This is a genomic window from Nonomuraea sp. NPDC004186, assembly GCF_053603495.1.
On record NZ_JBSGFQ010000032.1, the window covers coordinates 1 to 19215 of the forward strand.

13 protein-coding genes and 1 pseudogene are annotated in these 19215 nt (G+C 67.6%); 10 read left to right on the forward strand and 4 right to left on the reverse strand.

What is annotated here, in order from left to right; all coding sequences use genetic code 11:
* The 8 genes and pseudogenes from ACWEPL_RS25210 to ACWEPL_RS25245 all read left to right on the forward strand — a co-directional run.
* A pseudogene (locus ACWEPL_RS25210) lies at positions 1-251 on the forward strand (NADH-quinone oxidoreductase subunit NuoH); the annotation flags it as partial.
* Positions 238-753, forward strand: coding sequence for an NADH-quinone oxidoreductase subunit NuoI (gene nuoI, locus ACWEPL_RS25215; protein ID WP_363985821.1), 516 nt, complete (start codon positions 238-240; stop codon positions 751-753). The pseudogene ACWEPL_RS25210 and the gene nuoI, both read left to right, overlap by 14 nt.
* Positions 746-1555 carry an NADH-quinone oxidoreductase subunit J gene (locus ACWEPL_RS25220; RefSeq protein ID WP_452437599.1) on the forward strand — a complete coding sequence of 270 codons (810 nt, stop codon included), beginning with the start codon at positions 746-748 and terminating at the stop codon, positions 1553-1555. Before nuoI ends, ACWEPL_RS25220 begins: the two co-directional genes overlap by 8 nt.
* Positions 1552-1848, forward strand: coding sequence for an NADH-quinone oxidoreductase subunit NuoK (nuoK, locus tag ACWEPL_RS25225; protein ID WP_185069996.1), 297 nt, complete (start codon positions 1552-1554; stop codon positions 1846-1848). The genes ACWEPL_RS25220 and nuoK overlap by 4 nt, the downstream gene beginning before the upstream one ends.
* Before the next feature lie 70 nt (positions 1849-1918).
* A complete protein-coding gene (gene nuoL, locus ACWEPL_RS25230; protein ID WP_363985823.1) occupies positions 1919-3766 on the forward strand; it encodes an NADH-quinone oxidoreductase subunit L in 1848 nt (615 codons plus the stop codon).
* Complete coding sequence (locus ACWEPL_RS25235) at positions 3766-5325, forward strand: NADH-quinone oxidoreductase subunit M (protein WP_363985818.1); 1560 nt, start codon at positions 3766-3768, stop codon at positions 5323-5325. The genes nuoL and ACWEPL_RS25235 overlap by 1 nt, the downstream gene beginning before the upstream one ends.
* The gene (gene nuoN / locus ACWEPL_RS25240) at positions 5322-6905 is read left to right on the forward strand and encodes an NADH-quinone oxidoreductase subunit NuoN (protein ID WP_350733445.1); all 1584 of its coding nucleotides are present in this window, start codon (positions 5322-5324) and stop codon (positions 6903-6905) included. The genes ACWEPL_RS25235 and nuoN overlap by 4 nt, the downstream gene beginning before the upstream one ends.
* 11 nt (positions 6906-6916) lie before the next feature.
* Positions 6917-7906, forward strand: coding sequence for a polyprenyl synthetase family protein (locus tag ACWEPL_RS25245; protein ID WP_452437600.1), 990 nt, complete (start codon positions 6917-6919; stop codon positions 7904-7906).
* On the opposite strand, the gene rarD is transcribed toward ACWEPL_RS25245, so the two are convergent.
* Positions 7874-8797 (reverse strand): EamA family transporter RarD, encoded by a 924-nt coding sequence (gene rarD, locus ACWEPL_RS25250; protein WP_363985814.1) that lies wholly within the window; start codon positions 8795-8797, stop codon positions 7874-7876. The genes ACWEPL_RS25245 and rarD overlap by 33 nt on opposite strands.
* A 123-nt stretch (positions 8798-8920) precedes the next feature.
* On the opposite strand from rarD, the gene msrA reads away from it, so the two are divergent.
* Entirely contained in the window at positions 8921-9577 is a 657-nt protein-coding gene (gene msrA / locus ACWEPL_RS25255) for a peptide-methionine (S)-S-oxide reductase MsrA (RefSeq protein WP_452437601.1), read from the forward strand.
* 160 nt (positions 9578-9737) lie between these two features.
* On the opposite strand, the gene ACWEPL_RS25260 is transcribed toward msrA, so the two are convergent.
* On the reverse strand, positions 9738-15134 hold the full coding sequence (locus ACWEPL_RS25260) for a VWD domain-containing protein (RefSeq protein WP_452437602.1): 5397 nt from the start codon (positions 15132-15134) through the stop codon (positions 9738-9740).
* A 376-nt stretch (positions 15135-15510) separates the two neighbouring features.
* Between ACWEPL_RS25260 and ACWEPL_RS25265 the strand changes: the two genes are divergently transcribed.
* Positions 15511-16344 carry a hypothetical protein gene (locus tag ACWEPL_RS25265; protein WP_452437603.1) on the forward strand — a complete coding sequence of 278 codons (834 nt, stop codon included), beginning with the start codon at positions 15511-15513 and terminating at the stop codon, positions 16342-16344.
* A gap of 108 nt (positions 16345-16452) precedes the next feature.
* Here ACWEPL_RS25265 and ACWEPL_RS25270 read toward each other — a convergent pair whose 3' ends face one another.
* Positions 16453-17724 carry a glycosyl hydrolase family 28-related protein gene (locus tag ACWEPL_RS25270; RefSeq protein ID WP_452437604.1) on the reverse strand — a complete coding sequence of 424 codons (1272 nt, stop codon included), beginning with the start codon at positions 17722-17724 and terminating at the stop codon, positions 16453-16455.
* An 876-nt stretch (positions 17725-18600) separates the two neighbouring features.
* The gene (locus ACWEPL_RS25275; protein WP_452437605.1) at positions 18601-19164 is read right to left on the reverse strand and encodes a dihydrofolate reductase family protein; all 564 of its coding nucleotides are present in this window, start codon (positions 19162-19164) and stop codon (positions 18601-18603) included.
* Between the last annotated feature and the right edge of the window lie 51 nt (positions 19165-19215).

The following is a 19215-nucleotide window of genomic DNA, read 5'->3' on the forward strand; positions in this document are numbered from 1 at the left end:
TGATGCTCAACGAGGAGTCCCGGATGATCGCCCTCGTGGTCACCGGGATCATCGTGATCGGCGGGCTGGCCATCTGGATGCGGTTCGACACCGTCAACCAGCGGCGCAAGGAGGCCCAGAAGGCCCAGGTCGAGGCCGAGTTCGAGGAACTGTCCGAAGAGCCGACGGCAGGTGGCTTCCCGGTGCCGCCGCTCGATCTGCCGCACTACCACGGGGTGCAGCACAAGGAGATTCCCAGTGGGACTAACTGATTGGCTGAACCCCGTCAAGGGCTTCGGGGTCACCTTCCACACGATGTTCAAGAAGCCCGTCACGACGAACTACCCGGAGGAGAAGAAGCCGACGGCTCCTCGCTTCCACGGGCGTCACCAGCTCAACCGCTGGCCTGACGGGCTGGAGAAGTGCGTCGGCTGCGAGCTGTGCGCCTGGGCGTGTCCGGCCGACGCGATCTTGGTCGAGGGCGCGGACAACACCGACGAGGAGCGGTTCTCGCCGGGTGAGCGTTACGGGCGCACGTACCAGATCAACTATCTGCGGTGCATCCTCTGCGGTCTGTGCATCGAGGCCTGCCCGACCCGGGCGCTCACCATGACCAACGAGTACGAGCTCGCCGACACCTCCCGCGAGAGCCTCATCTTCACCAAGGAGATGCTGCTCGCGCCCCTGACCCAGGGCATGGAGCAGCCCCCGCACCCCATGCGGCTCGGTGAGACCGAAGAGGACTACTACCGGCTGGGGCGGACCAATGGGTGAGACCGTCACGTTCTGGGTGCTCGCCGTCGTGTCCGTCGGCGCTGCGCTCGGCATGGTCTTCAACAGGAAGGCCGTGTACTCCGCGCTGATGCTCGGCACGGTGATGCTCTCCCTCGCGGTCCTGTACGCCGTGCAGGACGCGCCCTTCCTGGCCGCGGTGCAGATCATCGTCTACACCGGCGCGATCATGATGCTGTTCCTGTTCGTGCTCATGCTGGTGGGCGTCGACTCCTCCGACTCCTTCGTCGAGACGCTGAAGGGCCAGCGCGTCTGGGCCTCTCTCGCGGCCCTCGGCTTCCTGGTGCTGGTCGTCCTGGCCTTCGGCAACGCGATCTTCGCCGACCAGGCGGGGCTGGCGCAGGCCACGGCGCAGGGCGGCTACATCCGCTCGATCGCGCTGCTGCTGTTCACCAAGTACGTGTTCGCGTTCGAGATCACCTCGGCGCTGCTGATCACGGCGGCGCTGGGCGCGATGGTGCTGGCGCACCGCGAGCGGCTCGCCGAGAAGCCGACGCAGAAGGACCTGGCCCGCGCCAGGTTCCTCGGCGACCAGCCCTCGGCGCTGCCCGGCCCCGGCACCTACGCCAGGAGCAACGCCATCGACATGCCGGCGCTGCTGCCCGACGGGTCGGTCGCTCCGTCCTCGGTCAACCGGTACATCGCCCGGTACGACGTGGAGCACGACCACCTGCCGGCCGACCCGAAGCTCGCCGATGCCATCAAGCACACGGCCGAGGAAGACGCCGAGGAGCACGCCATCGAGCGGGATGACAGCGAGCAGAACAATGAGGTGACCAAGTGACGACGCACTACCTCGTCCTGTCCGGCCTGTTGTTCGCCATCGGCGCTCTGGGTGTGCTGATCCGGCGCAACGCGATCGTGGTGTTCATGTGCGTGGAGCTCATGCTCAACGCCTGCAACCTCGCCTTCGTCACCTTCTCCAGGCAGGTCGGCAACCTGGAGGGCCAGATCATCGCGTTCTTCGTGATGGTGGTGGCCGCGGCCGAGGTCGTGGTCGGCCTGGCCATCATCGTGACGATCTTCCGAACCCGCAGGTCCGCGTCGGTCGACGACGCCAACCTGCTGAAGTACTAAGAGGTGACTGGTGGAATCTCCTGTTGAGATCATCCAGCACACCGGCGGCGTGATCGGGGTCTCCTGGCTGATGATCGCCCTCCCTCTCGTGGGGGCGGCCATCCTGCTGGTGCTGGGCCGGTTCACCAACCGCTGGGGCCATCTGCTGGGCGTGGCCATGTCCCTCGCCTCGTTCGTCGTGGCGGTGCTGGCGTTCTTCGAGCTCGTCGGGTTCGGGGAAGAGCAGCGCCGGAGGGCGGTCGAGCTCTACGACTTCATCCCCGGCCTGGTGAAGATGGGGCTGCTGATCGACCCGCTGTCGATCAGCTTCGCGCTGTTGATCACCGGTGTGGGTTCGCTGATCCACATCTACTCGATCGGCTACATGTCGCACGACGAGCACCGGCGCAGGTTCTTCGGATACCTGAACCTGTTCGTCTCCGCGATGCTCCTGCTGGTGCTGTCCGACAACTACGTGGGCCTGTTCATCGGCTGGGAGGGCGTCGGTCTGGCGTCGTACCTGCTGATCGGGTTCTGGCAGTTCAAGCCGTCGGCGGCGGTCGCGGCGAAGAAGGCGTTCGTCGTCAACCGCGTCGGTGACTTCGGCCTGCTGGTCGGCATGTTCGTCATCTGGACCACGTTCGGCACGCTGACCTTCAAGAGCCTCGGCGAGCAGATCACGCCGGGCCAGGAGAACGGCACCATGCTGGCCATCGGCCTGCTGCTGCTCCTCGGCGCGTGCGGCAAGTCCGCCCAGCTCCCGCTGCAGTCCTGGCTCCTGGACGCCATGGAGGGCCCGACCCCCGTGTCGGCCCTGATCCACGCCGCGACCATGGTCACCGCCGGCGTCTACCTGGTGGTCCGCTCGGGGGCGTTCTTCTTCCCCGAGGGCTCGGGCGCGGCACTCGCCGTCACCATCGTCGGCGCGGCCACGCTGCTCGCCGGTGCGATCATCGGTTGCGCGAAGGACGACATCAAGAAGGGCCTGGCCGGTTCGACGATGTCGCAGATCGGCTACATGATGCTCGGCGCGGGCCTCGGCCCCGCGGGGTACGCGTTCGCGATCGGTCACCTGATCACGCACGGCTTCTTCAAGGCCGACATGTTCCTCGGCGCCGGTTCGGTCATGCACGGCATGAACGACGAAGTGGACATGCGGAAGTACGGCGGGCTGCGCAAGGTCATGCCGATCACCTTCGTGACGTTCTTCATCGGCTACCTGGCGATCATCGGGTTCCCGCTGCTGTCCGGTTACTTCACCAAGGACGGCATCATCGAGACCGCGGTCGAGCACAGCCCGGTCCTCGGCTGGCTGGCCGTCCTGGGCGCGGGCATCACCGGCTTCTACATGTCGCGGATGGTCTTCATGACCTTCTTCGGCGAGAAGCGCTGGGCCGAGGACGCGCACCCGCACGAGTCGCCGGCCGTCATGACCTGGCCGCTGATCATCCTGTCGATCGGCTCGATCGGGCTGGGCGGCTACCTCATCCTGAGCAACCGCCTCATGATGTTCCTCGCCCCGGCCGTCGGCCGGCCGGAGGAGCTGCCCTCGTTCCACGCCACCAGCCCGGCAGGTCTCGCCACGCTCGCGCTCGTCGCGGTCGGCGCGGCCTTCGCCTGGATGAGGTACGGCCGGGCCGAGGTGCCCGTCGTGCAGCCGCGCGGGTCGTTCCTCACCACGTTCGCCCGCCGTGACCTCTACGGTGACGCGCTCAACGAGTCGCTCTTCATGCGCCCCGGCCAGTGGCTGACCCGCATCGCGGTGTTCTTCGACAACCGCGGCATCGACGGGCTGGTCAACGGCCTGGCCGCGGGCATCGGGGGCACTTCGGGGCGCCTGCGGAGGCTCCAGACGGGCTTCGCCAGAACGTACGCGCTGTCCATCTTCATCGGTGCCGCCCTGCTGACCGGCGCCCTGCTCCTCGTTGGGAACCTCTGATGTCACCCTGGCTTCCGATACTCATGGCGGTGCCCGTGGTGGGCGCCATCGTGGTGGCCCTGCTTCCCAAGGGCAGTGACAAGCTGGCCAAGCAGGTCACCCTGCTGGTCTCGCTGCTGACGCTGGTCCTCACGGGTGTCATGGCCGCCGGGTTCAAGCCGGCCGGTCCGCGCTTCCAGTTCACCGCCGAGTACAACTGGATCCCGAGCTTCGGCGTGAAGTTCGGGGTCGGCGTGGACGGCGTCGCGCTCGTGCTGATCGCGCTCTCGGTGGTGCTGGTGCCGATCGTGGTGCTGGCCTCCTGGCACGACGCCGACGGCGTCAAGACCGCCGACGGCACGCTCATCACGCCCAAGCGGTCGGTGAAGACGTACTTCTCGCTGCTGCTGGTGCTCGAGACGATGATGATCGGCGTCTTCGCGGCGACCGACATCTTCCTCTTCTACGTGTTCTTCGAAGCCATGCTGATCCCGATGTACTTCATGATCGGGTCGTACGGCGGCGCCCAGCGGTCCTACGCGGCCGTCAAGTTCCTGCTGTACTCGCTGTTCGGCGGCCTGCTCATGCTGGTCGCGGTCATCGGGCTCTACGTGGTCGGCGGCAGCAAGACCTTCATGTTCCCCGAGCTGATCGGGGTCGTGCAGGACCCGGCCATGCAGAAGTGGCTGTTCGCGGGCTTCTTCATCGCCTTCGCGATCAAGGCGCCGCTCTGGCCGGTGCACACCTGGCTGCCCGACGCGGCCGCGCAGGCTCCGGCCGGTGCCGCCGTGCTGCTGGTGGGCGTGCTGGACAAGGTCGGCACGTTCGGGATGCTCCGCTTCTGCCTGGAGCTGTTCCCCGACGCGGCCAAGGCGTTCACGATGCCGATCGTCGTACTGGCGGTCATCAGCATCATCTACGGCGCCATCGTGGCCATCGGGCAGACCGACATGAAGCGCCTCATCGCGTACACGTCGATCTCGCACTTCGGGTTCATCGTGCTCGGCGTGTTCGCCATGTCGTCGGTCGCCCAGTCCGGCGCGGCCCTCTACATGGTCAACCACGGCTTCGCCACCGGCGCGCTGTTCCTGGCCGCGGGCTTCCTGATCGCCAGGCGCGGCTCGCCGTTCATCGGGGACTACGGAGGCGTGCAGAGCGTCGCGCCGGTGCTCGCGGGCTTCTTCCTGGTCGCCGGTCTGGCCGGTCTCTCGCTGCCGGGGCTCTCCTCGTTCGTGAGCGAGTTCATGGTCATGGTCGGCACGTACTCCAGCCAGGCCCACGGGTCGGGCGCCCTGACGGTGGCCGCGGTGGTCGCCGCGGTGGCGGTCGTCCTCGCCGCCGTCTACATCCTGTGGATGGTCCAGCGGACCATGAACGGGCCGACGGCCGAGCCGGTCAAGGCGTTCAAGGACCTGAACGCCCGCGAGATCTGGGTGCTGGCCCCGCTGGTCGCCCTGATCATCGGCTTCGGCTTCTTCCCCAAGCCGCTGCTGGACGTGATCAACCCGTCGGTGCACCAGACGCTGACCAACGTGAAGGTGCCCACCTCCACCATCGCTGAGAAGGGGACAGGTCAGTGAACTCCATCCCAGCGCCGACGATCGAGTACGGCACGCTGGCGCCGCTGCTGGTGGTGTTCGGCGCGGCCGTCATCGGAGTGCTCGTCGAGGCGTTCGCGCCGCGATACCTGCGTAAGTCGATCCACGTCCCGCTCACCCTGCTGAGCCTGTTCGGCGCGTTCGCCCTGGTGCTCGTCCAGGTGCTGCGCGGCAACGTGCCCACCGCGCCGGTCGCCATGGGCGCGGTCGCGGTGGACGGGCCCGCGCTGTTCATCTGGGGCGTCATCCTCGTCCTGTCGTTCGTGTGCGTGCTGCTGATCAACGACGAGGGCCACTTCGTCGCCTCGGCCGCCGCCGTGCCCGGCAGCGCCGACGAGGAGGAGGCCGAGGCCACGGGCGGCGGGCACACCGAGGTGTACCCGCTGGTGCTGTTCGCGGTCGGCGGCATGCTGCTCTTCCCGGCCGCCCACGACCTGCTGATGATGTTCGTGGGCCTCGAGGTCATGTCGCTGCCGCTCTACCTGCTGTGCGGCCTGGCCCGACGGCGTCGCCTGCTCTCGCAGGAGGCGTCCATGAAGTACTTCCTGCTGGGCGCGTTCTCCTCGGCCTTCTTCCTGTACGGCACCGCGATGGTGTACGGCTTCGCCGGCACCGTCTCGCTGCCGGGCATCAACGAGGCCATGGCCAGGAGCGCCACGCTCGACCCGATCCTGATGCTCGGTCTCGCGCTGCTCGGCGTGGGCCTGCTGTTCAAGATCGGTGCGGCGCCGTTCCACGCCTGGAAGCCGGACGTCTACCAGGGCGCTCCGACGCCCATCACCGCTCTCATGGCCTCCGGCACGCTGGTGGCGGCCATGGGCGCCGTGCTGCGGGTGTTCTGGGTGGGTCTGGGTAACCTCGACTGGAACTGGCGGCCGATCATCTGGGGCGTCGCCGCCCTGACCATGATCGTCGGCTCGATCCTGGCGATCACGCAGACCGAGATCAAGAGGATGCTGGCGTACTCGTCCATCGCGCACGCGGGCTTCCTGCTCGTCGGCGTGATGGCCACGTTCGGCTCCGCCGAGCAGAACGCGGTCTCCCTCAAGGCGATCCTGTTCTACCTGGCGGTCTACGGCATCACGACGGTCGGCGCGTTCGCGGTGGTCACGCTCGTACGCGACCCTGGCGGCGAGGCCGGTCACCTGTCGCGCTGGGCCGGGCTCGGCAAGCGCGCGCCGGTGCTGGCCGGGGTGTTCGCCTTCTTCCTGCTGGCCTTCGCCGGCATCCCGCTCACGAGCGGCTTCTTCGGCAAGTACGCCGTCTTCGCCGCCGCTCTGAACAGTGGCACGCAGCCCGGCGACTCGATGGGTGGCTGGATGGCCGGCCTGGTCGTGGTGGGTGTGGTGGCCTCGGCCATCGCCGCGTTCTTCTACGTCCGCGTGATCGTGCTGATGTTCTTCAGCGAGCCGGCGGCCGACGGCCCGGCGATCGCGGTGCCCAGTATGGGGACCGTGGCCGTCATCGCCGTTTCGTTGCTGGTTACCGTAGGAGTGGGGCTCTACCCGGAGTCCGTGCTCGGTGTCGCCAACGACGCCGCACACAGCCTGTTCATCAGATAAGGGGATCTCGTATGTCTGCGCCTCCCGTGGTTGACCTTCCCATCGAGGACGAACGGCTGGCGCAGGACGTGGCCACCGGACTGGCCGCGGTAGAGAAGCTCCTGCGTTCGTCGGTGGAGAGCGAGGACGCCTTCGTCACGGAGGCGTCCAAGCACCTCATCGAGGCCGGCGGCAAGCGGTTCCGCACGCTGATGCTGCTGCTGGCCGCGCAGTTCGGCGACCCGTCCGCGCCGGGGGTCGTGCCCGGCGCGGTGGTGATCGAGCTGACCCACCTGGGTTCGCTCTACCACGACGACGTCATGGACGAGGCCCCGGTCCGCCGGGGCTCCCCGTCCGCCAACGCCCGGTGGGACAACACCGTGGCCATCCTCACCGGCGACTATCTGTTCGCCCAGGCGTCCGACCTCCTCGCGGACCTCGGTCCCGAGCTGATCCGCATCCAGGCTCAGACGTTCTCCCGCCTCGTCCAGGGGCAGATCCGCGAGACCGTCGGCCCGCGCGACGGCGAGGACCCGATCGGCCACTACCTGAGCGTGCTCGCCGACAAGACCGGCTCCCTGATCGCCGCCTCCGGCCGCTTCGGCGCGCTGCTGTCCGGCGCGCCCGCGGACGTCGAGGAGCGTCTCAGCCGCGCCTGTGAGGCCGTCGGGGTGGCCTGGCAGCTCGGTGACGACCTGCTGGACGTGGCCTCCTCCGGCGCCCAGTCGGGCAAGACGCCGGGGACCGACCTGCGGGAGGGGATCAGGACCCTCCCGGTTCTGTACGCTCTGGCGTCGGAGGAGCCGTCGCGGCTGCGTGAGCTGCTGGCGGGTCCGGTGGCCGAGGAGGATGTGGACGAGGCGCTGAGCCTGCTCCGCGCCGACCCGGCGATGGCCCAGGCGCGGGCGGAGCTGGAATCCTGGGTGGACCGCGCCCGCGCCGACATCTCCGGCCTTCCCGACATCCCCGCCAGGTCCGCATTTTTGGCGCTATGTGACTACGTGGTCCAGCGTTCCGGCTGATTTCCTGACCCGCTTCGCGGCGCGAGCCGTCCTGAAGCCGTCGTACGTGAAGATCGCCAGGGCCAGCCAGACGATCGAGAAGCCGATCCACCGGCTGGACGGCATGGTCTCCTTGGCGATCAGCACACCGCACGCGAACTGCAGGACCGGCGCGATGTACTGCAGCAGCCCCATGGTGCTGAGCGGCACCCGGATGGCCGCCGCCCCGAAGCAGATCAGCGGGATGGCGGTGCCGATCCCACCGCCGATCAGCAGCAGGGCGTGCCCGAGGCCCTGGTCGGCGAACGTCCCCTGCCCGCCGGCGTGCAGGAAGAAGATGTAGCCGAGCGCCGGGAGGATCAGCACCAGGGTCTCGATCGCGAGGCCCTCGGTGGCCGGCACGTTGGCCCGCTTCTTCAGCAGCCCGTACACGCCGAAGCTCAGGGCCAGCGTCAGCGCGATCCACGGCAGCCGCCCGTAGTCGAACGTCAGCACCAGCACCGCCAGGGCCCCGAACCCGACGGCCACCCACTGCATCGGCCGCAGCCGCTCCCGCAGCAGCACCACCCCGAACAGCACGTTGACGAGCGGGTTGATGAAGTAGCCCAGGGCGCTCTCGACGACGTGCCCGCTGTTGACGGCGTAGATGTAGGTGCCCCAGTTGAGGGTCACGACCATGGCCGCCAGCACCAGCAGGCCCAGCTTCATGGGCTGCTTGAGCAGCGGGCGGAACCAGGACCAGTGCCTGCGCACCGCCAGCACGGCCGCGACGGCGACCAGCGACCACACCATCCGGTGGGCGAGGATCTCAACGGCTCCGGAAGGCTTGAGGAGCGGCCAGTAGAGGGGGAACAGCCCCCACATCGTGTAGGCGGCGATCCCGAACAAGACACCGCGCCGAAGGTCAGGCATGAACCCCATCTTCGGGCATTACCACCTTTAAACACAAATGCCTCTCACTATACGGAAATGTGTAGAGCTCCTAAAGCGTTAGAGCCTATGTACTCTGGGACGAGACCTACTGGAGGTAGTGCCATGGGCTGGCTGTTCGGCGGCAACAAGACATCGATGGTCCGACCCGAGGACGCCCTCCCCGGCCGCCCGGACCCCATGCCGATCCCGTCGCGCCACGCGGTCCTCGACGCCCCCCTCACCCCGCCCGAGGGCCTCGAGATCGCCGACTTCGGCCTCGGCTGCTTCTGGGGCGCGGAGCGCAAGTTCTGGCAGACGCCTGGGGTGGTCACGACGGCGGTCGGATACCAGGGCGGCTACACGCCCAACCCGACGTACGAGGAGGTCTGCAGCGGCCTCACGGGTCACACGGAGGCCGTCAGGGTGGCCTTCGACCCGGCGAAGGTGTCGTACGAGGAGCTCCTGAAGGTCTTCTGGGAGGCCCACGACCCGACCCAGGGCATGCGCCAGGGCAACGACGTGGGCACGCAGTACCGGTCGGCGATCTACTACCACTCACCGGAGCAGCAGAAGGCCGCGGAGGCGTCGCGGGACGCGTACCAGGGGGTCCTGAAGCAGGCGGGCTACGGCGAGATCACCACCGAGCTGGCCCCCGCGGGCCCGTTCCACTACGCGGAGGACTATCACCAGCAGTACCTGTTCAAGAACCCGAACGGCTACTGCGGCATCGGCGGGACCGGGGTCTCCTGCCCGGTCGGGCTGACGTCCGGTGAGGCGTAGACCTGCTGAGATAGCGCAGTGCCCGTACGGGTGATCCGGCCCGCAGGAGCCCGACGAGACCAGGGCTCCAGGCTCTTCTTGAGCGGTATCCCAAAGCCACGGCGGCGTGGGTTCGGTGGCTTTCACCACCGAGCCCACGCCGCCGGTTCGTCGTGCCGATCTAGCTCGCCAGCGCGAGTTTGACGGTCAGGGCGCCGGTCTTTTCGGCCTTGGGGTCGAAGAGGATGGTGTAGGTGCCCGTGGCGGGCAGAGTCGTCGCGGAGATGGTGCAGTTGCGGCCGCAATAGGTGGGGGAGACCAATGCGGTGCCGTCGGGCTTCTTCACCGATACCTGGACGTCGATGGAGCTGCCGAAACTGGAGTTGGTGAAGGTGAAGGTCACCTTCTGGTTGGCGGTGCCGTTGAAGGTCCAGGTTCCGTTCTGGCCTGGGGTCATGGTGGTCAGGGTCGAGGTGGCACCACCGATGGTGATGCTCACCGGAGAGAGGTCGGCGACCGAGTAGGTCCTCAGCGTCAGCTTGCCCACCTGTTCGTCTCGCGGGTTGAATTCGACGGTGTAGGTGCCCGTGGCCGGCAGGGCCACCGGGTCGAGGAAGCAGTTGCGGCCGCAGTAGGTGGCCGCCACCAGCACGGTGGCGTCAGGCTTCTTCACCGTCACCTGGGCGCCGGTGCTGTTGGCGAAGCTGGCGTCGGTGAAGTTGAACGAGACGAGCTGGCCCGAGGTGCCGGAGAAGGACCAGGTTCCGTTCTGGCCCGGCGTCGTCGTCGTGAGGCTGGACGCGGCGCCTCCGACCGTGACGTTGCCGCTCAGGTGGGTGATCGAGTAGAGCTGAGCGGTCAGCTTTCCGACATTCCCATCCTGCGGGTCGAATTCCACCGTGTAGGTACCCGCGACCGGAAGAGCAATCGGTTCCAGGAAGCAGTTGCGACCGCAGTAGGTGGCCGCCACCAGCACGGAGCCGTCAGGCTTCTTCACCGTCACCCGAGCGCCGGTCGTACTGGCGAAGTTGGCGTCGGTGAAGTTGAACGAGACGAGCTGGCCCGAGGTGCCGGAGAAGGACCAGGTTCCGTTCTGGCCCGGCGTCGTCGTCGTGAGGCTGGACGCGGCGCCTCCGACGAGGACGCTGCCGGTCAGGTGAGTCACCGTGTAGAGCTGCAGGGCCAGCGAACCCGTCTTGGCGTTCTGCGGGTTGAGCTCGACCGTGTAGGTACCGCTCACCGGCAGCACAGTCGGCTCGAGCAGGCAGTTGGTGCCGCAGCGGGTGTCGGCGACCAGGTCGGTTCCATCCGGCTTCTTGACCTTGACCTTGATGTCCGAGCTGGAGGTGAACGTCGAACCGGTGAAGTTGAACGACACCTGCTGGCCCTCGGTCCCGGCGAACGTCCACACGCCGTGCTGTCCGGCGATCGTGGTCGTCAGCGTGGACGCCGGCCCCCCGACGGTGACCTGCGCCGCCACGTCCTGCGCCACGAGGTTCACCTGGGCTGAGGCCGAGCCGGTGTAGATGCCGGACGGGTCGACCACCACCTGGTAGGCGCCGTCCGCCGGCAGTACGGTCGCATCGAAGAAACAAGAGGTGGAGCAGGACTTCTTCGGCAGGAAGACCGAACCGTCCGGTCCGAGCACCGACGCCTGCGCGCTGGTGAACGTTCCGCCCGAGATCGTGATCGAGATCCGTTGCCCGGACTTTCCTGCCAACGACCAGGTCGGGTTCTGCCCCGGCTCGGTGGTGGTCAGCTTGACCGCGGCGCCGCCCGGCGTGAGCGTCCCGGTGACGTCGCCCGCGACGACCTGCGCGGAGATCGAGCCCACGGCCGTTCCATACGGGTCCGCGACCACCGTGTACGTTCCGGTCTCCGGCAGCGTGGAGGTGTCGAACGCGCACGACGGCTGGCAGTAGGTCGGCTTGAACAGGTCCGATCCGTCGGGATTGCGCACCGAGGCGCGTGCGTACCCGTTGTTGTCCCACGTCCCGCCCGTCAGGACGAACGCGATGCGCTGACCGGCCGTCCCGGCGAACGTCCAGCTGGCGTTCTGCCCTGGCCCGGTGGTGGTCAGCTTGACCGGTGCCCCGCCGGCGGTCAGGGAGCCGGTGACGTCGCCCGCGGTGACCTGCGCGGAGATCGAGCCCACGGCCGCCCCGTACGGGTCGGCGACCACCGTGTAGGTCCCGGTCACCGGCAGCGTGACCGTGTCGAACGTGCACGACGCCTTGCAGTAGGTCGGCTTGAACAGGTCCGATCCGTCGGGGTTGCGCACCGAGGCGCGTGCGTACCCGTTGTTGTCCCACGTCCCGCCCGTCAGGACGAACGCGATGCGCTGACCGGCCGTCCCGGCGAACGACCAGGTGGCGTTCTGCCCCGGCCCGGTGGTGGTCAGCTTGACCGGTGCCCCGCCGACGGTCAGGGAGCCGGTGACATCGCCCGCGATCACCCCCGCCGTCATCGGCCCCGGCCGCGCGACGGTCGGATCGACGACGATCGTGTAGGTGCCGTCCGCGGGAAGCGTGATGGTGTTGAAGGCGCAGGCCGTCGAGCAGTAGGTGGACCCGTACAGCGGCGTTCCGTCCGGTTTGCGGACCGAGGCGTAGGCGGAGCTGGTCAGCCCGCTGACCCCGAACGCGATCCGCTGCCCGGCCTTACCGGCGAACGACCAGTACGCGTCCTGCCCGGGAACCGTGCTCGTCAGTGTGGAGGGCGCTCCGAGCGCGACCGTCCCGGTGAGGTCGGTCACCTCGAACAGTTGCAGCGCGAGCGAGCCGGTCTTGGCGTCCTTCGGATCCCACACCACCGAGTAGGTGCCGGTGACAGGCAGGGTCTCGGTGTCGATGAAGCAGGTCTTGCCGCAGCTCTGCGACGCCAGGACGGTCCCGTCGGGTCGCTTCACCCGCAGGGTGGCGTCGCTGCTCGAACTCAGGGTGCCGTCGGTGAACTCGAAGGAGACCTTCTGGCCGGCTGTTCCGGCGAACGTCCAGGTGCCGTACTGGCCCGGCTGGGTGGTCGCCAGCGACACCTTCGGCCCGCCGATCGCCGCGGTCTTGACGACGTCGGGCGCGATCGTGCTCACGCTGAGCTTGTAGGCGCCGAACTCGTCCTCGTGCGGTGAGACGCGTAGCCGGTACGCGCCCGCCGCGAGGCCGTCGAGGCGCTTGCCACCGCACAGAGAGTTGGTGGCGACGCTCGCGCCCGCGGCGTTGAACAGCTCCCAGTTGAACCAGAGCCCCGGGCACTCCTGCGCGTCGACGAAGATCGAACCCGGCTGGCCCAGTGTGAACTGGTACTCGTCGCGCGCGACCTCGGTCTCCAGGTTGCCCGCTCCCGCGGCCGGGACGCCGTCCGAGGCCGTGAACGGCAGCGACACCGTGAACGTCTGTGGCGGCGTGACGTCCAGGTCGAGGTTGACGTTGTCGATCCCGAACGCCTGGTTCGAGATGCCCGCCACCCCGGTGGCCGTGGTCTTGAACTCGATCTGGCTCTTGTTGTGGGTGACCGGCATCGTGATCCGGTATTTGGCCCACGGCAGGCCGGTCGCCAGTTTCCCGGTCGCGACGGGCGTCAGCGTACTCGGCGTGATCGTGTACGGGGTGCCGCGGTCGGTCTCGACCTGGACCGTCTCGGTGTCGGAGTCGGACGCCCAGTCGCCGACGGCCAGCAGGTCGAAGCTCAGCGTCCCGCTCTTGTGAGACGGTAGCGCCTGCGCGTAGAACCGGTACGAATCCGTCCCGCTGAACGGCCCTGCGAACGTGCTCACCGCCGGATCGGCCGACACCCGCGACGGCCGCACGTTCGAGCTGAGCGCCCCCTGGAAGTCGATCGCCAGGTCCCCGTCCTCGTTGACGGTCTGCGCCGTCGGGTCGAGGATGGGTTTCGTCTGCTCGGCGGCGGCCTTCGCGAACGAGGTGTCCGCCGTGAGCGCGATGTCCAGGATGCAGTCGTTGAACTGGAGGCCCGCCGGGACGCCGTTCGCCTCGCACTGCGTGGTCGCCAGCTGGACCTGCTCGGGCGTCAGGTCGGCGACCGAGACGATCTTGGCCGGGAACGATTTGTTGGTGAAGGTCGCGGTGCTCTGGCCCGGACCGTAGGTGAACAGCGACTCGTTGTCGTCGATCCGCCAGGAGTCGGCGAAGCTGCTGTGCAGCACGGTCGGCGAGGCGTTGGCGGGCAACTGGGTGCCGTCCCGCAGCCGCAGGTCGTTCTTCGGGTTGCCGTCGGCGTCGCCGAGCAGGCCCACGAGGTCACTGTCGGGGGTCGGCGGCACGTAGAGGCTGGCGGCGCCCCTCCTCCAGGACAGGGCCGGGCCGGCCACGCCGTCGAACATGACAGCCCACTTGTCGTCCTTGCGCAGGATGAACGCGTTCTTGCCCAGGTAGAGGAGCTTGCCGGTGTCGAGCGTGCGCTTCTCGTTGTCGATGTACAGGTCGTCCTCGTGGAACTCGACCAGGTGGTCGCCGGCCTCCATCGCGGCGTCGAACATCACCGAAACGTCCCTGCCGCCGCTGGCGGGGCTGAGCCGGCCCTGGATCTCCAGGTTCCACCTGTCGGACTGGGCGAGGATGAACTCGCCGACGGACTGCAGGTCGTAGCCCAGGCCGTCCGGGGTGGTGAAGTGCGGTTCGCCCTTCACCAGACTGCCGTGGTGGGTGAAATACCACCACAGGATGAGGCCGACCAGCGCCACAACGCCGAGCGCCAATGCCGCCTCGACCGTGATGAAGCCGGCGTCGATCAGGAACGCCCGGCCCGCCTGGCTGGCGAGGAACAGCTCGATCTCAGCGGTCAGCTCGGCCGCGGCGAGCTCGACGCTGCCATAGGCGCCGATGTCCTCGGCGAGCGTGGTCGGCCCGACGGTCCGGATGCCCCTGATCAGCGGCAGAAGGTAGTCCGGGGGCTCCCACTTGAAGTCGTCGTCGTCCTCGTCCACGACCGGGATCTTGGCGGGCGGGCTGTTGGGATCCGCCGGGTCCTTCTGCCTCTCGCACTTGCGCTCCTTCTTCACCTCCCGGATGTCCAGGAGGCCGGAGGCCGGCGAGGTGGCCCTGTAGGTGGACAGCTGGAACCCCTTGGCGCCGCCACCGAGCGGGCACGTCTTTTCCTTGCCGTAGACCTGGAACCAGTCCTCGTACCCGCCCCAGCGGTCGAGGACCGACCCGGCGCGGACGCCGTTGACGCCGTTGGCGGCGATAGCCGAGACGTACCGGCCGACCTGGCGTGCCCAGCCCTCATAGTCCGGGTTGCCCTTGACCTTGGCCTCGACCACCTCGGCGAAGCTGGTGCCGATCCGGTCGTAGTAGACGATGTCGGGCCGATCGCGGCCGTTGTTGAGGTACGTCTCCCACTGGACGTCCGGGTTGATGACCGCGCCGGGCTGTGCGGGCGGCGGGACGCCGAGGTGGTCGTTCAGGTACTTGATGGCGCGCGCCTGCCCGATGGACTCGATGCCGCCGCCGGCGCTGCACTCGTTGGGCTGCTGGTAGATGTAGGTGCCGAGCGCGGGACGGGCGGTCAGGCAGAAGTTGTTGTTGATGCGGCGGCGGGTGGCGTACATGCGGTTGAACACGCAGCGTTTGTCACCTCTGCCGGCGTTCGACCAGTCGTTGCTGTTCGGGGGGCACTGGGCAGCGGCCGCGGTCGCCGCTGCCGCCATTCTGGCCGTTAATGTCTCTTGGACGGGTCCTAACAGTGACGCCACGAGCACACACGCCATAATCACGCAGAGACGCCGCATGCATTCACCTCGGATAAATAGGACATAAATATCGCAGCGGGACGGTACACCATGAAGATCGGCTTGCGGCAGATCTCGAATCACCACGTTCCGTGATCATTGACTATGCTGCGGTTCGGATCCGCTCTTGGGAGGCATCGTGGTCGTCCACCGGTCGTGGGAAATCGCATTCGACGCGCCGGTTTCACGGCCGGTGCGGGCGGCTCGGATGGTCGTCGCGGCTCATGGCCTCGATCGGGACGCCGTACTCGTGCTGGACGCCGACAGCGACGAGTTCGTGACCGTCCCGGGGCTCCCGGCCCACCTCTCCCGCAATACGGTGTCGCTGTCGTCCGACGGGACCCGGCTGGTGTTCCTGTCGCGGCAGGACGACGGCGCCGGACCCACGCGGGTGGTGCTGCACGAGCTCGCCACCGGAGCGCGGCAGGAGTTCGTCTCGGATGGTTTCGTGCGGGCGGCGCTCTCACCGGACGCCAGCCGGATCGCCGTCCTGGCCGACCTGTCGAACGGACCCGGAATCCCCGGCGTGGGCGACGAGATCGCCGGCATCGTGCTGATCGAGACCGCCACCGACGCCCGGCAGCCGCTCTGGTCGGCCGAGGGCTACTGGCAGGAGGACGCCATCAGCTGGTCCCCGGACGGGCGACTCCTCGCCGCCACCTATCTGACGCTGGACGACGTCATCACCACCGTCGTCCTCGACCTTTCCGGCAAGGTGATCGGCGTCCACGAGGATCGGGTCGCCCTGCCCGGGGCGCACTCCGTCTGGACGTCCGACCGGGAACTCATCGTCTACCCGGAGCCCGACGACGAGAGCCCACTCATCGCGATCGACGTCCCGACCGGAAGCGAGCGCCGCTTCACCAGGCGGAACTTCAGCGGCTACCTCGCCATCACCGATGGCCGGGTCGTGCGTCCGGGATCTTCGCCCGAGCGGGTCGTCACGACCGACCTCAACGACACCGACGAGCGTCCCTTCCTTACCTTCCGCCCCGCCGTGTCGATCGAGGCCATCGACATCGTCCCGTCCGCCGTCAGGTGACCCGATTTACCTCCACTTCGGCTCCAGAACGCCAGGCCGGCCTGTCCTGCGGCATGCCGCCAACTTGGACGGACGCGTCTCCGGCCGCAGGATCCCGACCGGCCGCCGCTAACTCAGCGCCGTCGACAGCCACTTGCCGCCCACTCGTACGTAGAGGCGCCTGTTGGTCGAGTCGACCGCAAGTGTCCCGTCGACCGGGGTGTGCGTGAACGAGGCGTCGCTGACCGCGCCCGCGACCATCCGCAGCGGCGGGTTGGGCTGGTTCTTGGTCGGGATGGTACCGCCGGACTGCCCTCCGGTGTTCGCGTAGCAGTTCTCCACCCGGAAATCGCCGGTGCTTGAGGCTTCGTAGTAAATGTGAGAGCCGGTCGGCTTTGTGGAGTAGCGCCCCACGACGTTACGCAGGACGGCGGTCGAGCCGGAGCCGGAGTAGAGATCGATCCCGGAGTTGACCGTCGCCGCCGACGAACCGTTGGCGATCAGCACGTTCTCCAGGGCGCCGGCGCTTCCCGCCCAGGCGATGATGTTCTGCGCAGTGGAATACCCGGAGGCAAAACCACCCGCGTAAGCATAGATATTGGACGCATAGACATGCCTGCAGGACGCGTCGACCTTCAGATGAGGGCCGCCCTGCATCCTGGAGGTTTCGAATTTGCAGTCCGTCAGATAGATCCCGTTGGGATTATTGTTCTTCGCGGTGCCCTGGGTGATCCACAAGGCGCCGGTGCCGAATGCCTCCATGCGGCATCCGATGAAATGGATCTGGTTGACATTGTCGGCACTGTATCCCCAGCCGGTCATGGCCGAGGAGTTTCGAAGCCACACGTTGGGCTGAGTAGTGCTGTTCGCTGTGCCGGTGCTCTCCTCGATCACCAGATTGTAGAACCTGGAGTCCCAGAACTCGACGGCGTCGATGCACAGGTCGTTGTTGCTCGACATGAAAACATCACGAAAGTAGGAGTTGTCATTGTAGTAAAGCTCGAGCAGCAACCCGGTCTTGCCATTGCCGTTGAACCCGAGGTTTTCGATCGAACAGTAGCGCCGATGTTTCGACCCGCTCGTGTCGGTTGGGGCTCCGGACATACGCAACAGGATGCCGTTCGCCTTCTTGACCAGCGTGGAGGCCTTGCTGCTCGCGCCGACCAGTCGGATTCCGTTGCCGCCGATGGACAAGGCCGGGCCGCCGGCCGTCGGGGTGACCGCGTACGCCCCCGCGGGGAAGTACACGGTTCCGCCTCCAGCGGCCACCGCCGCATCGATCGCGGCCTGGATCTTCGGGGTGTCGTCATCGGCCCCGTTGCCGAGCGCCCCGTAGTTCTTGACATTGAACCAGTCCAGCGGGGCCGTCTCCGCCGCCGCAGACGGGGTCTTCGCGATCATGGCGGCACCCGCCAGTCCTGCGGCGGTGCCCCACAACGCTCTACGCCCCATGCTCGGACTCTTCGGCTCCGTCACGCCACAGCCCTCCTAGAGATCAACTTGGGGATTAAATCAGTTCTAGACCGATTCGCGAACAAAAATCAGGACGAATCGGGCACATTTTGGGCCCTTCTCACAACTGACGATTATCGTGAGCTACTGATCGTTGCAGGGTCCTGACCTGCCCGCGGAGGCCCCAGCGGGAGGACGCCGGGCTGTTCTGCCGGATGCGAGCGGCATCATCGGCTGAGCGAGCCCAAATGGCGGGTGGACCGGGCGAGCGACGACGAGGCTGTCGCTGGGCCGGATGGGGTGTGGGGTGGCAGGGAGTCCGGGGCTCGGACCCGGAACCTACGGATTCATCACTGATCTCGAACGCCGAAGGCGGTGGCGGCTCCACGCCACCTGCCGGATGCCGTTGCGGGAATGGGTGGTTTGGCGTTTGGGCGCGAGGGCTCCGTCCCGCACTCCGAGCGGGCGTGCCGCCGACGCGGCCCCGTCTGTATACAGGGGCTTGGTGAGGGACGTCGACATCGACTCGCGCGTTGGGCGGCGCGGCGCGCCGCCGCACTCCCGGCCCTCCGGCCGCCCGCCCGCCGTCCGGGCGTGCGGCCTGGGGGCCGGTCCCGGACGGCGGCGGGAGAGCGGGTCGGGCACCGCGTGCCGACCCGGGCGATCGACGATCCAGGGTTCGGGCAAGGTCCCGAGGAGTAATGGGCTTCGAGGTCGCGGCGATGCCGCCGGTGTCGCTGGTTGGTTTGAGTTGGGTCGTGGACCCCTCGGGCAGGTAGCGGCGCTCGCGTGACTGCCGCTCGTTGTGCATGTCCGGTCGCTGGGTCAGCGGTGTCGGCGGTACTGCAGATATACGATCCCGTTGCTGGAGGCGGTGCTGGAGACCAGGTCGAGTGGGTAGGACTTGGGGACGCCGTCGAACAGCCGGGTGCCCTCGCCTGCGACGTAGGGGAACATGCTCAGCCGGAGTTCGTCGATCAGGTCGAGCCGCATGAGCGACCGCCAGAGGCTGACGCCGCCCCAGACTATGATGTGGCCGTCGCCGCCCAGCCTGAGCTTGTCGATCTCTTCTGCCGTGTCACCGGCGGCGATGGTGGTGTTGGCCCAGTCGGCCGTCTTCAGGGTCCGGGAGAAGACGACCTTGCGCCCGGCGTTCAGGATGTCAGCGAACGGGTGGTCGGTGGACGTTGTCATGCCCCTGGCCATGCCCTCGTAGGCGGTGCGGCCCATGATGTGCGCGTAGGCGCTCCGGAGAAAGTCGAGGTGCGCCGGGGCGTCGGGCTCACGGTTTTCGGGCAGGCCGAAGCAGAACTTCCAGAACTCGGTGTCCTCGTCGGCGAGAAGGCCGTCGAGGGAGTAGTTGAACACTGTTGCTATCAGCTTCCGCATGATCAGAACTCCGTGGTCTCGGGTCGTGGGGACCGTGCTTGCTAGGGGGGA

What these genes read in the sequence shown, in the direction of transcription:
- ACWEPL_RS25220 (WP_452437599.1), top strand. Translation starts at nt 746, where the DNA reads ATGGGTGAGACCGTCACGTTCTGGGTGCTCGCCGTCGTGTCCGTCGGC.
- nuoL (WP_363985823.1), top strand. Translation starts at nt 1,919, where the DNA reads ATGATCGCCCTCCCTCTCGTGGGGGCGGCCATCCTGCTGGTGCTGGGC.
- ACWEPL_RS25235 (WP_363985818.1), top strand. Translation starts at nt 3,766, where the DNA reads ATGTCACCCTGGCTTCCGATACTCATGGCGGTGCCCGTGGTGGGCGCC.
- ACWEPL_RS25245 (WP_452437600.1), top strand. Translation starts at nt 6,917, where the DNA reads ATGTCTGCGCCTCCCGTGGTTGACCTTCCCATCGAGGACGAACGGCTG.
- rarD (WP_363985814.1), bottom strand. Translation starts at nt 8,797, where the DNA reads ATGCCTGACCTTCGGCGCGGTGTCTTGTTCGGGATCGCCGCCTACACG.
- msrA (WP_452437601.1), top strand. Translation starts at nt 8,921, where the DNA reads ATGGGCTGGCTGTTCGGCGGCAACAAGACATCGATGGTCCGACCCGAG.
- ACWEPL_RS25265 (WP_452437603.1), top strand. Translation starts at nt 15,511, where the DNA reads ATGGTCGTCGCGGCTCATGGCCTCGATCGGGACGCCGTACTCGTGCTG.
- ACWEPL_RS25270 (WP_452437604.1), bottom strand. Translation starts at nt 17,724, where the DNA reads ATGATCGCGAAGACCCCGTCTGCGGCGGCGGAGACGGCCCCGCTGGAC.
- ACWEPL_RS25275 (WP_452437605.1), bottom strand. Translation starts at nt 19,164, where the DNA reads ATGCGGAAGCTGATAGCAACAGTGTTCAACTACTCCCTCGACGGCCTT.